Origin of the sequence: Belnapia moabensis DSM 16746 (assembly GCF_000745835.1) — a bacterium.
GTDB lineage: Bacteria > Pseudomonadota > Alphaproteobacteria > Acetobacterales > Acetobacteraceae > Belnapia > Belnapia moabensis.
Genome location: NZ_JQKB01000092.1, coordinates 1 through 15,460 on the forward strand (window position 1 = coordinate 1; position 15,460 = coordinate 15,460).

Here is a 15,460-nt window from a genome sequence, read left to right on the forward strand (position 1 = left end):
GTCTCAGCCGATCTCATCGAGCGATTGCTGCTCATCGTCTGCCGCCCGCCATGATGGCACGCGAGCGTCACGGCACGTGCAAAGCCAAGCTAAGAGGCGGTTTTCAGAACTCCCGGGCGGGTTGCGCCGCGCGCGATCACGTTCTCGGGCAAGTTTTCGACGCCGAGAGCGAGGTAGATCATGAGGCCAACGACGGCTTGCCCCAGCACGAGGACCATCAGCAACTTCCGGCTGTCGAGCTTAACTGTCTTTGCAGCCTCGCGCCAAGCGCGCCGCGCCACTTCGCCCCAGTATGCCATGCGGCGGCCTTATGCCTACCGCTAAGCACGAGAGCAAGCGTCGTCGTCCGAATTTCAAACTGAGACACTACCCGGCAGGCACAGCGCTTCATCTCCGCCCACGACCAGATTGCCAATCTCTTCCATCTCCGCCGCGACCACGTCTCCGCCAGCGAGTTTCGCGCCCCAAGGGCGCGAGCGTTCGAGGTGTGGGCGGATATCAGCAGGGTTGCTGCGGCAGCCTGAAGTCCTGCCCGCATCGTCCTCAGCTTGCCAGCGCGCTCGGCCCAAAGGCAACAAGTTGACGGTGCCGCCAGATGTGCTCTCGATCTGCACCAGACCACCTGACTACCGGACGAAGCCGTATACCTGGCTCAGCCCGAGCCCGGTGCCTTGCACCAGTGGCTTGGTGATAAAGAACGGCTCGAACACCCGCGTCAGCACCTCTGGCGTCATCCCTGCCCCGGTATCCGAAACCGAGATCGCGGTATAGTCCCCGGGCGACACTCCTTCGTACCCTGCGGCCTCCACCGCAGAACGGCGCACGTCCTCGGTACCGATCGTCAGCCGCCCGTCCCCGGGCATCGCGTCGCGGGCGTTGATACACAGGTTCAGCAGTGCGCTTTCAAGTTCGTTGGGGTCGCACAGCACGCTCCCGATGCTGCCGCCCACCTCCAGCCTCGGCTCGACGCCGGGTCTCACCGCACGGCGCACCACGTCCGCCATGCTCGCCGCCAACACGTCCGGCTCCAACACCTTCGGGTCGAGACGCTGGCGCCGCGCAAAGGCGAGCAAGCGCCGCGTCAGCCCCGCGGCTCGCCCCGCTGCGTCGCGCGCCGCGTCCAGGTAGCGCCCGGCCTCGTCAGCGCGGCCATCGGCAACACGGCGCCGCGCCATGTTCACAGCGCCCGCGACGCCCTGAAGCATGTTGTTGAAGTCGTGCGCGATGCCACCGATAAGCTGGCCCACCGCCTCCATCTTCTGTGCTTGTCGCAGGGCGCCCTCGGCGACCATCAACTCCGCCGTGCGCGCCGCAACGAGAGCCTCAAGCTCCTCGCGGCTGCGGGCCAGGACATCTCGCGCGCGGATCTGCTCATCAATATCGGTGCAGGAGCCGATCCACTCGACGACGTGGCCGCCCTCTCGCACTGGCGTGCCGCGCATCTGGAACCAGGCATAGCGGCTGGAAGCCGCATGGCGGATGCGGCAGTCGAGTTGGACCACACCGTCTGGCGCCCCTTCGTGCCAAGCTTGGAGCGCCGCTCCGCGGTCGTCGGGGTGCAACGCATCAAGTCGTGTCGTGAAATCCTTAGTTCGAGACACGCAGCAGCACATTCTTTTAGGCATCGAGCCTCCTCGTTTGGCCTCATTGCCCAGTGTGTATGCCCGCTCGACGGACGACCTCGGACCAGCGGTCGAACTCGGTACTCAGAAAGCGCCCAAATGAGGCTGGATCCGCGGGCATGACTGTCATCCCCTGTGTGTCTAGGGCATTGCTGACCTCGGGCGCCGCGAGCGCTGCCGTCGCGGCGGCGTATAGTGCTGCGATAATCCCTTCTGGCGTGCCCGATGGCGCGAGCAGCCCGAACCATGCTCTCGCCTCTATTCCGGGTACGCCAAGTTCAGCGAAAGTCGGCACGCTGGGGAGGTGCGGTGCGCGCTCTGCCGCCGCCACCGCGAGGGGCACGGCGCCAGCCGTGATCTGCGGCGTCAACTCAAATGGAGAGCCAAACAGAAGAGTCACTTCGCCGGCTGCCAGTGCGGCTATCGCTGGCCCCGGGCCACGATAGGGCACGTGCGTCACAGTGAGCCCGGAGCGCTGCCTGAGAAGCTCGAGCGTGACATGCGACAACGTGCCTACTCCAGGCGTGCCACAAGTCACGTCCGACCCGGGCACAAGATCCCCGAATTTGGCGATTCCAGTGTTGGATCCAGCAATGAGCACAAGCGGCGAACGGGTCAGCAAAGCGACGGGGGCGAAGTCTCGCCCTGCGTCGTAAGGTAGGTCGCGATAGATGAACGGCGCGATCGCAAAGGGTGCGGAGCCGAGAAGCAGCGTGTAGCCGTCGGGTGCCGCGCGGGCCACCTGCGCCGTTCCGATGGTCGTGCCGGCACCGGCCCGGTTCTCGACTACCACTGGTTGGCGCCAAGCGAGTTCGAGCCATCCAGCAACTGTGCGTGCGACGGAATCGCTCGTGCTCCCAGGGCCAACGGGGACGATAAAGCGCACGATGCGGTCAGGGCGCCAAAGCGACGGGTCCTGCGCGAAGACACCCAAAGCCCAGGATGACGACGCGGCCGAAGCGGCCCCTATCACCAGGCGACGCGAGAGCATAATCCTGCCACTCCGCATCTGGTGCAGCCCCCTACGCCGGCCTGACTTCCTGCGACACTCTGATCGCGAGATCGCGCGATCTTATGTGACAGGAAGCCTCGCCGCAAGTACGGCCGGCCATCCGATCTCATGCGGGGCCGGCCCGCCGCGCGGCCGCACCGGCAGCGCCAGGCCATGGCGCTGAAGGTCGCGCATCACCGCCTTGGCGGTCTGCACGGCCTGGAAGGTGCTGAATACCAGCCGCAGGCGCGCCTGCACTTCCTCGTCGGGAGTGAGGATCATCTCGCCGCCCCGCCCGTAAGCGAGACCAGCCGGCAATGGCAGGCGCAGGTCGCCGCGGGCCGCTTTCTGCCGCTCACCCTGGTGGAGGCGCAGCCGGATCTGGTGTAGCTCCGCCTCGCTCATCAGGCCCGATAGGCCCAGCAGAAGGCGATCGTGATGAACGCCCGGATCAAACAGGCGCTCACCGTCGGCAAGGAGCACGCCGAAGATCGAGCACAGCTCCAGCAGCTGGTGCCAATCGCGGTTGTTGCGTGCGAGGCGAGAAGCATCCAGGCTAAGCACGAGGCCGGCCTTGCCCAGGCTGATCTCGGCGATCAGCCGCTGGAAGCCCTGGCGCCCCGCGCTCGACGCACCCGACTTGCCCAGGTCATCGTCGATCACTGTAATCCGCTCGCGCGGCCAACCGAGACTGCTGGCCCGGTCGACCAGCCGGTATTGCAGTTCCGTGCTCTCCTGGTGTTGGCGGACTTGGCCGACCGAGGACTGGCGGACATAGACATAGGCGAGCTTGGCACGGTGTACCGTGGTGACCTGCTCGATTCGCTCATCGGGTCTGGTCAGCATGCCGCCCTCCCTCGTCTCGGACGCGCCGGAGTAGGCGGGCGACCTGTCGCGCCAGCTGGACCCGCGTCATCTCTGGCAGGGTTGGCCAGGGTCGGGGACGCGGTCCTGGAGCAGGGCACGGCCGCTGGTTGCCGGGGAGCGCTGGGTGGGGCGATGCGGACATTGGAGGCCTCCTCTGAGCTCGACTTTGGCCAATCAGGCGGCATGGCAGAGGGCGTATGCGATACCTTCGCGGAGGGCAGGCGGGAGTTTGGTAGCGTCGAGGGTGTGGCGGGACAGCGCAAAACCCTGCTCACTCCAGATCTCCCGCCGTACAGCGGCAAGGCTGTCGGCAAAGGTCGGCCGCTGCTTGTGGTACCAGGCGCTGGCTGAGACCCGGAGCTGGGCACGGCTGTTGAGGCACGACGCCAACAGGGTGACGATCGAGAACAGGCCGAGCAGGCATGGTGTGGTGCGGGCGATGGCCTTGTCCGACCACTGCCGCTGGGTCTCGACGCCGAGGTGGTCCCGCACCTCGCGGAAGGTGACTTCCAGCTGCCAGCGCTGGACGAACCAGCGGACGATCTGCAGCGGCTCCTGCGCCAGGTCAGTGCAGAGCAGGGCCTGTGGATCGAAGCGCCGGCCGGGGTCGCGCAGCAACACCCAGCGGATCGGCACGACAGGCAGGCCGGCATGGTACCAGACGGCGGTATCGGAGCAGATCTCGACGACGCGATCGCCCTCGCCATACCAGCCGGGCACGGTCAGGCGCTGCCACCGGGTGGTCTCGTTGGTCAGCACCGCGGCCAGGGTCGGCAGACGCTCGCCCTTGGTCCGAGGACGCCCGATGGTGCCGGGTTGGCGCGGTGGAGCCGGTCGGTAGAGAGCAGCGTCAAGGCGCAGCCGGGTCACGCAGGTGATCTCCTGCCGAAGCAGGGCGGCCAAGAACTCGAGGGCGGAGAAGCCGCTGTCGGTGACCAGGATCAAGCGCCTGCCCGGCATCCAGCAACGGGCCTGCAGGACCAGCTGTCGTCCCCAGTCGGTCAGCTTTTTGTGGCGCAACCCACGCTCGCGGCGGTAGCGCTCCGAAGGCGCAAGGGCCGTCAGGAAGGGCAGCGCCCAAACCCGTCCGGCCCAAGGAATGGGAGCCAGCAGCATGAGACTGAGCCAGCGCAGCCCGCTCGCCTTGACGAAATGCCCGTGACTGGAGCGGACCGGATCCCGGTAGATCCCTTTTGCGGCGATGCACGCACCGCGCCGGCGTTCGATGGTGTCGTCGAGCCCGAGGAGTACCGGACCTGCCGGCACGAAGGCATCCAGCAGCAAGCCAAGCAACACCTTCGCCGCCGCTCTCCCGCTCCAGGCAGCGCGGTTCAGCACGCGATGGTAGTTAACGAACCGCCGCTCCCGGCTGAGCCCGGCAATCCGGAGAATGCTGGCCACCGTACGCCGGCCTGGCGCCAGAATGGCCCCGACCAGCAACACCTCGGCGTGCCGCCAACTCCGTTGATGGGGTGGACGGCCCCTGAGCGGCATCTATGTGCCAAACTCGGGTTGTTGAGGACACCGAGCGAAAGGAGCCGTCCGCCGTGAAGACTAGCGCAACAGCCATCCCGGCCACCATTGGTCTCGACATCGCCAAGAACTTTTTCCAGGTTCATGCGGTCGATGCCGCCGGCCAGGTCGTATTGCGCCGCAAGCTCAGCCGCGGGGATGTGCTCTCATTCTTTAAGGACCGACCCAAGGCTCTGGTGGGTATCGAGGCGTGCGGCACAGGGCACTACTGGGCCCGCGAGATCGCCGCTCTCGGGCACGAGGTGAGGCTGCTGCCACCCACCTACGTCAAGCCGTACGTCAAGCGCGGCAAGACGGACGCTGCCGATGCCGAAGCCATCTGTGAAGCGGTCACCCGGCCCAACATGCACTTCGTGCCGATCAAGACGCCTGAACAGCAGGCGGCACTGATGATGCACCGGTCCCGTGAGCTGCTGGTCGGGCAGCGAACCGCTCTGGTGAACGCGCTTCGGGGTCACTTGGCCGAGCTGGGCATCATCGCCGCCCAGGGGATCCGTCGTGTCGCCGATCTGCTGGCGGAGCTGGTCGATGCGGACAACACCAGGATACCCCCGCTCGCCAGGGCGTCGCTCAACTGCCTCGCTGCCCAGATCGAAGCGGTGGAGACGCAGATCGACAAACTCGAGGCGCTGATCCTGGAGTGGCACAAGGGCAATGAGGCGAGCCGGCGTCTGGCCAAGATCCCGGGCGTCGGACCGATCACCGCCTCCGCCGTTGTGGCGACGATCGGGGATGCTTCGAACTTCACCTCCGCCCGGCACCTCTCGGCGGCATGGGGGCTGGTCCCGAAGCAGAACAGCAGTGGCGGCAAGGCCAAGCAAGGCGGCATCTCCAAGGCAGGGAGCGCCTACTTGCGACGTCTCTTGTTCATCGGTGCCGTCGCGGTGATCCGCAGCCAGAGGGCGCAGGAGGCCGAAAGCTGGCTGGGGAGGCTGCTCGAGCGCCGGCCAGCTAAGGTTGCGGCCATCGCCATAGCGAACAAGACCGCCCGGGTGATTTGGGCCATGCTGCGCAGCGGTGACGCGTACCGGGCGCCCAAGCTCGCAGGAGCCGTGCCGGCCGCCGCGTAACGAGGGTGTAGAGCTTCCTCATCGGAGCTGCCGCGGCCGATGGGGGCGTGAGGGCGAAGCGGAGTGATGGCAACACCGGTCGATCCCGAAACCCTGCCAAACCCGAGTTTTTCAAAGCGCGATCGAGCGCGATCCGTTGATTGAGAGCAGGGTTCGCGGATTCCATCAAGGCCCGCGGTCATGCGTACCGCACATCGAGGCCGGACACATGACCGCACCCGACCGCGGCGCCATCACACCACAAAGCCCTTGCATCGAGGGGGCCGTCCACACATGAAAAAGGAGCGGTGCGAAGCATAGGATCACCGCGGCGAAGCGGGCCGGCAGGGTCAACATGGGGGCGGTCCTCTGGCCAGGACGCCTCCAGCTTAGCCCGTCACCCGCTCCGCCGCCTCATCCCGGAATGGCCAAACTCGAGCTGAGGAGGCGGCCACCATGCTCCGGATATGCCGTGCCAAGGGCAGCAGCGCACGAACGGAAATGTACGGCACCGTCATGTCCGCCGGCGGGGGCTGATCCAGGCTCGTTGCCGCGCGCCGAACCAGGCGCCGACGTCCGTCCAGCAAAGCCACCACGACAAAAGCCGGTCCGCGGCTGCAAGTCAGCGACAGCAAGCGCAGCGACTGCCCGAACAGTGGGTGGCGCGGATCCGTGACGCTGACTTCAGAGGCTACCCGCTCGAAGTCAGAGGCAGACCGAAGTGTTCGGCGATACCGTCGTCGCCACCGCCCTCTCCGAACAGCCGACCTCAGCGCCGCGACATAGCCACCAGCACTTCTGGGGAGCATTCAGGTTCTCCCGCAATTCCCGTGCTGCGGGTCGTCGTTCCGGGGCGGAGTGAGCACATAGGAGGAACCCTCTCCTCCTTTGAAGTGTCGTTCTTGTCCAAGCGCCTCCTGCCGCTCATTCCGGCAGGGCTGCTGGTCCAGCAGATCCTGCCCTCTCCCGACTACCTCACCATCCTCGTCACGCCGCGCCAGGCCTGGGCGGCCTGCCCGACCTGCGCCGCACCCACCCGGCGGGTCCACAGCCAGTACGATCGCATCCTGCACGACCTGCCCTGGCAAGGACGTCCGGTGCGGCTGCACGTACGGGCTCGGCGTTTCCGATGCCTGCAGCCAGCCTGTCCACGGGTGGCCTTCGCCGAACGGCTCACCGACATCGCGCCGCCCGCGGCGCGGCTGGCCATGCCCGCCAGCGCCGACACGCTGCTGCGGATGGTGCGGCGTGCGGGCGCCACGCTGGAACCCAGGCCAGCGGTACGGGTACTGGCGGTGGACGAATGGGCCTGGCGTCGCGGCCACCGCTAAGGGACGGTCCTGGTCGACCTGGAGCGCAACCGGGCTGTCGACCTGCTGCCGGACCGGCGGGCCGAGAGCCTGTCCGCGTGGCTGCGGGCCAACCCCGGCGTCGAGATCGTCGCCCGAGACCGGGCCGGCGTCTACGCCGACGGCGCGCGCCAAGGTGCGCCCGATGCCGTCCAGGTCACCGACCGCTGGCACCTGCTGCGGAATCTGGGTGACGCCATCCATGCCGTCACCAACCGTCACCATGCCGCCGTCCACCGCATCGGCCGCGAGGTCATGACGCAGTTGGCAGCCGAGGATGCCCGGAGCACCCCGGTCATAGCTCCGCCGAACCCGGAGGCCCGTAGGGCCGAGGCGAGGCGGGCACGCCGGCAGGCCCGCTTCGACGAGGCGGTGCGGCTGCATGCGGCTGGCGCTTCGATCAGCACCATCTCCCGGCAGGTCGGCGCAGACCGCAAAACACTCCGGCACTGGCTCCAGGCGGGCTCGATGCCAACCTGGCGCAGGCCACCGCGAAGCAGCCTACTTGATCCCTACCGCGAGCACCTGGAGCGGCGTTGGGCGGCGGGCTGCTGCAACGCAGCCCAGCTGTGGCGCGAACTCTCCTCGCTGGGCTTCCCCGGCCGGCCCGCCATCGTGCGGGCCTGGGCAACGCAGCGGCGCCGGGCTGGGCACAGCCCCGGAAGGGTGCCGGTTATGGCGGATGGCCAACCCTGGCGGCCGCCCTCCGGCCGTCGCATCGCCCGGCTGCTGATGGCGGCCGCCAGCACACTGTCCACGCCCGATCGGCTGTTCGCCGCGCGGCTGCTGGAGGAGGTGCCAGTTCTCTCCGCCACGATTGCCGTCGCCAGGCGCCTCGTCCAGGTGCTGCGGCGGCACAGCGATGAGGCGCTCGATGACGTGCTAGCCGACGCGGCGTCTACGCCGCTCGCCGCCTTTGCCACCGAGCTGCGCCGGGACATCGCCGCCGTGCAGGCCGCGCTCGATCTGCCGTGGACCACCAGTCCGGCCGAAGGCCAGATCTGCCGGATCAAGATGATCAAGCGGACAATGTACGGCCGTGCAGGCTTTGAGCTCCTCCGCGCACGCGTCCTACACGCCACATGATCCGGCAACGGCAGCACGGGAAGTGCGGGAGAACCAAACCCACCTCAGCATTGACAGAATAGGAAGACTTGGCGGCTGGCGAATTCATTTCGGCTGCCTACCCGACCCGACCCGACCCGGCCCGCCAAGCCCGCTTAACTTGACATGGCGTTATGGCGGGCTGGTGCCCTCCAGCGGCAATCAGGGTCTGGTGCGCTCGGACCTGCTGAGGAGAGCTGGCACGGAACGGTATGTTGGACTGGATGTCTCGCAGGAGCAGACCTCGGTCTGCGTCGTTGACGGCAGCGGCAAGACGCTCTGGTAGGGCAAGTGCGCCTCCACCCCGGAGGCGATTGCCGCCACGATCGCGGCACGGGCGCCGGGCGTGACACGGGCTGGCCTGGAGAGCGGGCCCATGTCGGCCTGGCATTGGCACGAGTTAAGGAAGGCTGGCCTGCCCGTGGTCTGCCTCGACGCGCGTCACGCCAAGGCGGTGCTGGCGCTGCAGATGAACAAATCCGGCCGCAACGACGCCCGCGGCCTGGCGCAAATCGTGCGTACGGGCTGGTACCGCGAGGTGGCGGTCAAGGGCATGGACAGTCATCTGGTGCGGTCGCTGCTCACCACCCGGGCGCAGCTGGTGCGCATGCGCGTCGATCTGGCCAACCAGATCCGCGGCGTGCTGAAGCCCTTCGGCCTGATCGCTGGCAAGGGTGGTGGCCAGCCCTTTGCCGAGCGGGTGCGGGCCCTGGTTGCGGACGGACTGCTGCGGGACGCGGCTGAGGCGCTGCTGGCGGCTTGGCAGAGCGTGGGCGAGCAAGTCGCGGTTCTCAGCCGAAGGCTCCTCGCCATCGCCCGGCAGGACCAGGCGGTGCGGCGGCTCATGACCGCACCGGGTGTCGGCGTCCTGGTCGCCCTTACCTACGTCAGTGTCGTGGATAGGCCGGAGCGCTTCACCAAATCCTCGAGCGTCGGCGCCTACCTTGGCCTGACACCAAAGCGCTATCAGTTCGGCGAGAGGACTACACCGGCCACATCTCACGCTGCGGCGACAAGCTGCTACGGGCCTACCTCTACGAGGCGGCGGGGATCATCCTCCACCGGGTCTCGCGCTGGTCAGCGCTGAAGGCCTGGGGAACGCGGCTGGCCAAGCGAACCGGTACCAAGAAGGCTACCGTCGCCGTGGCGCGGAAGCTCTCGGTGATCCTCCACAGGATGCTGCGCGACGGCAGTGAGTTCCGCTGGTCGGCCAAGGAGGCACGGATGGCCTGAGCCACACACAGCAAAGGTACGAAATCCGCTGGCAGCAGCGAAAGGGCGTCCCTGTCGGGACGGGGTTCCGGCCATCGCGTGGGCACTGTTGCGGCTCCATTCCATCCTGAGCGGGTGACCGCGTACTTGACATCACGAGGCCGGAGCTTCCGACACCATCATGCGGCGGCTCACGCCGACCGCGGAGAGAACCATGACCCGACAGGGGTGCCCATTGTCGCTGCGCAGAGGACAACGGAGGGCTTGATCTCCACGCCCACCATAAGAGAACGGTGCCGCTCCGCCACAGCAGCGGAGCCACAGGCCACACAGTCCATCCCTGGCCCCCGTTCCCTCGCCTCGGAAGGCTACCAGCCCTGTTCCAGCCGGCCAAACGGCCCTACTGGCGCAAGACCTGACAAAGCCCATCAGCTTGCTGCGGTCGCCTCATTTGCGGGCCACAAGTACGCTCCCGTGAACACACGGATTGAGGCCGCCCGCGATGTTGTAGTAGTACCAGTGCCCCCCGACGTAAGTAAGCTGCAGGCCCACGGCGCCGTGTGCGTTCTCGTCGGCTGTGGAGTTGTAGCAACTAAGCGCGCGAACAACCCCGGTGCCGCTACCGCCGTTGGCGGCGGCTTGGACGCAGACGGCGTTGGCGCCCTGTTCGGATAAGTCGCTGCCGCGGTCGTCGCAGAGCTGGACTTCGGCGGTCGCATTTGCGCCCGTCCCCCAGCGAACCGCCAAGAGCGAGCCCGGCGTACAATCATTGAGACCTGCTGCGAGATTAAAATACCTCCACCTGCCGCCCGAGTACGGGACCTGAAGGCCAATGGCGCCGTTGCCGAGAGGTGATAAGCAGTTGACGGCTCGTGAGTCGACCGAACCGTTTCCGCCTGACGCTGCAGCAAGCGCGCATAGCGGCGCGGTGGAGTTGTTCGTGCAAAGGCCCAGTTGCCCGTTCGCCGCTCCGTCTCCCCAGCTCACGGCGATGAGACTTCCGTCGATGCAGGGAATGAGCGAGCCGGTGATGGACCAGCTGTTCCACTGGTTGTTCTGATACGTGAGCTGCAGACTGACAGCCCCCGCAGCGGTGTTGGTGAGGCACGTGACCGGGCGGTGGTTGAAGTCACCTTGCCCTTGGCGGGACCTCGCCGCGAGGCACTCCGCAGACGTCGAGGCGTTCGTGCATGCGTAAAAGCGCGCGAGCCCCCCGCTGTAGCCTCGTGTCGGATCCCAGGCGCGCTCATACGCGGTGAGCATGTTCTCGCTAAGGACTTTCCTGATCTCCTCCTCCGTAAAGCCCTGCGCGACAAACTCCTCGGTTAGAGATCGCATGTCCGCGACGCTCGCGGGCACGAACGTGAACGGCCCACGGAAGTAGTCTCCGCCCAGCACGATGTGATCCGCGCCGACGATATCCTTCAACTCCTTCATGGCCGCCACTACAGTGGCGGCGGTGACGCTGCCCGCACCTCCGTTGAAAGACTCCGGAATGAAGTTGTAGCCGACGACGCCAAAGCCGCCGCCGCTCGCGGCGACCGATCTGTTAAACGCCCTGAAGTCGGTCGCGATGGTGACCGCGAGATTGGCGAAGTCGTGGGAATTCAGGAGCGGTGCGTTGTTCCGCTCGTGGCCAGCGTTCGGACGCCCTTCGAGCAGCTGAGTCAGCATGGGCGCTGGCAGGTGAGTTACATCTATCAGGACACCGACGCGATTCATCTCTCGGATGAGCGCCGACCCTTCTTCGGTCAGGGTCGCGTGGCTACGCCAGTACAATTGGCTGCTTCCCAGGCCGCCCGGCAGTGGACATCCAGGTCCTAGAGCGTGCGAGACGGGTGGGTAGAAAAGATGCGACTTACGCCAACCATTTGCATGACGCGCTCTGACGCCGGCGCGGACGTCCGCCGGGGTTGGTGGCAGGGTGATAACGCGGACCACATGGTCCGCGCCTTCCGTGCCAACAATGATCGCCAGCGCGGCGTCAGTTTTGGCGCCCCGTATGTCCTGTACAGTTCTCGCTATGCGGTAGCGGTTTGAACTGGCGGCGACGATCGAGATGAGCTGCTCCAGGTTGCGGTCGTAGATATCGAAGGTCTCAAGCGGAGTTCGCGGAAGCCGACACGTGTCGATGAATTCCTGGCCGTCTCCGGGGACGATGTCCAAGCCAAGACCGGAGAGGCCGCCTGCGAGCGCGTTGTCGAACTCCTCGACTTCAATGATGTGACTGTGTGCAAGGATCACCGTTGACGCCGTGTGCAGCGTGGCCGCGCGCGCTGTTTGCTCCGCCGTCATGTGCGACGGGCGGCGAGGCTCGGCGCCGGCTGGCTGCTGAACCATCCTGCCCGTGTGGTGATGGCCTTGGGCCCAGACATACATCTCGGGACCACATACCGCCGAGAGGGCTACGGCGATGGCACCCGAGACGAGAAAGGCTATTCGCCTTTTGCCTGGTTCCGCGGACATGATCAGTATTCCCCTCGGGCGATGATGGCATTCAGTCGCTTGAACTGGTCGCAACAGCCCTGATTTTGTGATCGAACACCCTACGGCGACATGTCAGCTAAGATTCTTGATTATCGACGGGCTCGCCGACTTAAACTTGACGGTCGGCGTGGATGGACCTCCCCGCAACGCACATCCCGCAGATACTCGGGGCGGTACGGGGCAGGATCCGCCCGTCGAGACCTGTATGGCAACACAAATTGGGCGCAGGCTTCGCCGAAGGCTGATGCTGGCCTGGTAAATCGCAGGCTCGGCAGGCTCGGCAGGCTTGAACGTCTTGGCCGCCTGACCCCACCCTAGCCCCAATGCTGTTCGCTCTGGCTGGTGGGAGTTCTAGCCTGCAGGCTTGGTGATGCGGGATCGGCAGCGATGGGCCGGTAGTCCTGCGGGCCTTCCAGCCGGCGTCCGTCTCAGCGACCACATCAGCCTCGGGGTGATCGCCAGAACCTTTCCACGCGAGCAGGTGCGGCAGGTGCTGGCCGAGACGGGCGAGGCAAGTGAGCGCGAGCGCGAGCGCCGGCGTAGGCATGGTCTACTACGCGTTCGCCGTGTTGCACGGGTCAGCGGCACCGACGTACTGGCCTACCCACGTTCGGGATCAAGCGATGCGGACGTACTCTGGGCGTCCGAGTTCCAGCATTCGGTTCAGCACCTCGGCGGCGATCGCCACTTCGGTCACCTGCCGCCCGTCGGTTTGGAAGCGTAGGCCGTCACCGACGATGCGTTTCCATCGCGCGATGTCAGACTCCACCAGAGCACGCCAGCCATAGCCTGAGGTCTGCTGCCAGCCCGTGCGGCCGCGCTCGGCGATACATCGTAGATGCGCATGGCGCCGCCAAAGCCTCACCCTACCCAAAGCCATCCAGGCCGGCGACCGCTGCAACAAGGCGCCGACAAAACCGTAAGTGGCCTGAATCGGACCGCCCCTGACGATCAACGTGCGGTTGCGCCGGACGAAGCCCGCCGCCCAAAAACCCGCTCGCTGATGTCGTCCAACAACCCGAATACATGCCCCACCGAGTAGCCCGCAAGCAGCGCCAGCGCACTCACGCCGAGGGTAACCGTCGTGCCCGGCGATGGGGCAGCGGCGCCACCGGCTCTTAGTACGTCCGCGATCAACCCCACCACTGCCCCGAACACCAAGCCGAGCATGACGGTTTGCGTCGCTCGGTCGAGGTCGGAGCGGTCCAGCAGCGACGCATCGCTTTTCGCCGCGATGTTACGAAACACCGCAACGAAGGCGCCGAGCACCGCATACAGGCAGGGCATCGCATAAAGCCCAACTCCCTCGATAACGGCCCGAGCCTGCAGTGGCGTCGCACGGCCGGCCCGCAGATCGCTAGGGGGACGGTAATTCAGCTTGATCGCCCAGTCTCCAGCAGCCTTCACGATCCGACCTAGCACGGCTGGGTCCGGAACCACGCCGGCAGGCGGCGCGGGAGGTGCCTCCTCGCCGGAGCCGGTGTTGGGAGTGGCGCCCCGCGCTATGACGGTGTCGGCTCTCGGGGCACCCCCTCCCTCTGGGCGCTGCGAGCGCGCGGCCTCGCCACGCTGCCTCGCCAGCTCCAGCGCATCGACGTAACCGGCAGCTCGCGCGTTCTCCGTGAAGCGACGAACCACTGGCTCCCCGTCTGCCTGGCCTAGCAAGCCAAAGGAACCCGAGTGGAGTGTGGTCACGCCGAAGAACCAGCCAAGTGGTGAGCGAACGAACGGGGTTGTCCAGGTGCCCACTTGATTGTTGAGGCGGTTCACCTCCTCGTTGACGCCCCATAGGCGGTTGCACAGCACCTCCTGCCTCGTCGACACGTACCGAACGACTCCCTCGTCGTCGAGGAACGGCGCGTCGCAATATGTAGCAACGTGGCCTGCGCCTCGTGCGGCAGCGGTGAAAAGGGCAGAGCTGGTTGTTGCCCTCTCGTCGGCCGCCTTTTCGATGTCGGTGGTTACCTCCCCTAAGAAACGCACGGTGCGCTCCCGCTCGTCCAGCAACACCTTCCCCGCAAAGGCATGCAACGAGAGAAGCAGCGTGGCGACTACGCATCCCAAGCATATCTGCCTGAATAGCCTCATCCGCTTAGCCAGCGCGATGCCGATGTCAGTGTGGTTGCGCGGCGCACCGAGGCCGTCGGAAGGTCGTCCACCGGTCCCACCCAGCCCAGGAGCCCCTGGCGCGGCAGCCGAAGCTGTCCGTGGGCGCCGGCCGGCGGGCTTCCGAGGCCTGATCGTCTCATCGACGTAGGCACGCGTCAGGCGGATCGTGTCTACCGTAGCGGCCTGCACGAGGGTGGCGAGGAAGTCGCGCGACTGGATCAGGAAGACGAGGTCTGGCACGAACTCGCTCCAGGAAGCGTCACGCCCGCCGCCCGCCTCTGCCGAACGGCCTGAACGGTCGGCGATGTCGGCAAGATGCCGAAGGAATGCGGCCTTGGTGCGTGCGCCTACCCCCGCCCCCCCAACAGCATCGTCTGGCGGTGTCGGCGGGTCCGCGGCGCTCGCCGGGCGCGCGGTCGACCCTCGACTGTCGTCAAAGCAAGCCTCAAGCCGTCCTGGCAAGGCGCGGCCGAGGTGGTCAAGTAGCAGATCAATGTCGTCGATCAACTCCCGGGCGCCGCGGGGCGTGAAGCGCGGCGTGATGCCGGAGATAGACGCGGTGTCGGACATGTTAATGTCACCACTTCACGTGGCACCTAAGCAAACCTTACCGCCACGGAATTGCAAGCTATTTCATCCGATTCTTAGCTCAAGTTTGGCTATTTAGGCAGCGTGGCAGAGGGCGTAAGCGATGCCCTCGCGGAGGCCAGGCGGGGGCATTGCCAAGTTGTCGGCGCCTATTCGGAACGAAGCGGCTGGGCCAAGCTGGGTTGATGACGCCCGAACTCGTCACCTACCCCGGCTACCGCTTTCCGGCCGAGATCATCAGTCACGCGGTCTGATGGTGTGGACGCCCCCCGACGGCATCAATGTGCCAAGGTGAAGGTGTCAAGCTATCACCAGGGGAGGCGTCCATGGGGCAGGCTAACACAATCGGGCTGGATATAGCGAAGCGGGTATTTCAAGCACACGGGGCGGATGCGACCGGGCGGGTGGTGTTCCGCAAGCGCCTGATGCGGGCCAAGGTGCTCGAGTTCTTCGCGGCGCAGCCATCCTGTCTGGTCGCCCTGGAAGCTTGTGGCGGGGCGCATTATTGGGCGCGCGCGCTTGGCAAGCTGGGCCACACGGTGCGGCTGA

General features: G+C 66.3%; 12 protein-coding genes and 2 pseudogenes. 5 read left to right on the forward strand and 9 right to left on the reverse strand.

The genetic code is table 11. The features are described 5' to 3' along the window. Nucleotides 1–89: 89 nt before the first annotated feature. The 6 genes from EP26_RS26085 to EP26_RS26100 all read right to left on the reverse strand — a co-directional run bounded on the left by EP26_RS26085 (nt 90) and on the right by EP26_RS26100 (nt 4,974). Entirely contained in the window at nt 90–299 is a 210-nt protein-coding gene (locus EP26_RS26085; RefSeq protein ID WP_043343183.1) for a hypothetical protein, read from the reverse strand. A gap of 54 nt (nt 300–353) precedes the next feature. Further along, the gene (locus EP26_RS35465; protein ID WP_157033800.1) at nt 354–614 is read right to left on the reverse strand and encodes a hypothetical protein; all 261 of its coding nucleotides are present in this window, start codon (nt 612–614) and stop codon (nt 354–356) included. Between the two features lie 12 nt (nt 615–626). Next, the gene (locus EP26_RS26090; protein ID WP_084112996.1) at nt 627–1,625 is read right to left on the reverse strand and encodes an ATP-binding protein; all 999 of its coding nucleotides are present in this window, start codon (nt 1,623–1,625) and stop codon (nt 627–629) included. Between the two features lie 19 nt (nt 1,626–1,644). Continuing rightward, nucleotides 1,645–2,613, reverse strand: coding sequence for a Bug family tripartite tricarboxylate transporter substrate binding protein (locus EP26_RS33750; protein WP_169747492.1), 969 nt, complete (start codon nt 2,611–2,613; stop codon nt 1,645–1,647). 81 nt (nt 2,614–2,694) lie between these two features. After that, on the reverse strand, nt 2,695–3,459 hold the full coding sequence (locus EP26_RS26095; RefSeq protein ID WP_052389698.1) for a recombinase family protein: 765 nt from the start codon (nt 3,457–3,459) through the stop codon (nt 2,695–2,697). Nucleotides 3,460–3,654: 195 nt separating this feature from the next. Beyond that, nucleotides 3,655–4,974: an IS701 family transposase gene (locus EP26_RS26100; protein ID WP_043343185.1), complete on the reverse strand. Its 1,320-nt coding sequence runs from the start codon at nt 4,972–4,974 to the stop codon at nt 3,655–3,657. Nucleotides 4,975–5,048: 74 nt separating this feature from the next. Here EP26_RS26100 and EP26_RS26105 point away from each other — a divergent pair, with 74 nt between their 5' ends. The 4 genes and pseudogenes from EP26_RS26105 (at nt 5,049) to EP26_RS26115 (ending at nt 9,748) form a co-directional block, all read left to right on the forward strand. Then, entirely contained in the window at nt 5,049–6,083 is a 1,035-nt protein-coding gene (locus EP26_RS26105) for an IS110 family RNA-guided transposase (protein ID WP_043343194.1), read from the forward strand. Between the two features lie 881 nt (nt 6,084–6,964). Continuing rightward, nucleotides 6,965–7,393, forward strand: coding sequence for a transposase family protein (locus EP26_RS36435; RefSeq protein WP_052389699.1), 429 nt, complete (start codon nt 6,965–6,967; stop codon nt 7,391–7,393). Nucleotides 7,394–7,402: 9 nt separating this feature from the next. Continuing rightward, a complete protein-coding gene (locus EP26_RS32515) occupies nt 7,403–8,497 on the forward strand; it encodes an ISL3 family transposase (protein WP_084112999.1) in 1,095 nt (364 codons plus the stop codon). A gap of 205 nt (nt 8,498–8,702) precedes the next feature. Continuing rightward, nucleotides 8,703–9,748: pseudogene (locus tag EP26_RS26115) on the forward strand (IS110 family RNA-guided transposase). Between the two features lie 426 nt (nt 9,749–10,174). Here the strand turns inward: EP26_RS26115 and EP26_RS26120 are convergent. From EP26_RS26120 to EP26_RS26130, 3 genes are all read right to left on the reverse strand, one after another. After that, nucleotides 10,175–12,193, reverse strand: a complete 2,019-nt coding sequence (locus EP26_RS26120) for a membrane dipeptidase (RefSeq protein ID WP_043343187.1) — start codon at nt 12,191–12,193, stop codon at nt 10,175–10,177. Between the two features lie 637 nt (nt 12,194–12,830). Next, a complete protein-coding gene (locus EP26_RS26125) occupies nt 12,831–13,169 on the reverse strand; it encodes a hypothetical protein (RefSeq protein WP_211259561.1) in 339 nt (112 codons plus the stop codon). Continuing rightward, nucleotides 13,166–14,893, reverse strand: a complete 1,728-nt coding sequence (locus tag EP26_RS26130; RefSeq protein ID WP_043343190.1) for a hypothetical protein — start codon at nt 14,891–14,893, stop codon at nt 13,166–13,168. The genes EP26_RS26125 and EP26_RS26130 overlap by 4 nt, the downstream gene beginning before the upstream one ends. 344 nt (nt 14,894–15,237) lie before the next feature. On the opposite strand from EP26_RS26130, the pseudogene EP26_RS33760 reads away from it, so the two are divergent. Then, nucleotides 15,238–15,460: pseudogene (locus EP26_RS33760) on the forward strand (IS110 family transposase); the annotation flags it as partial.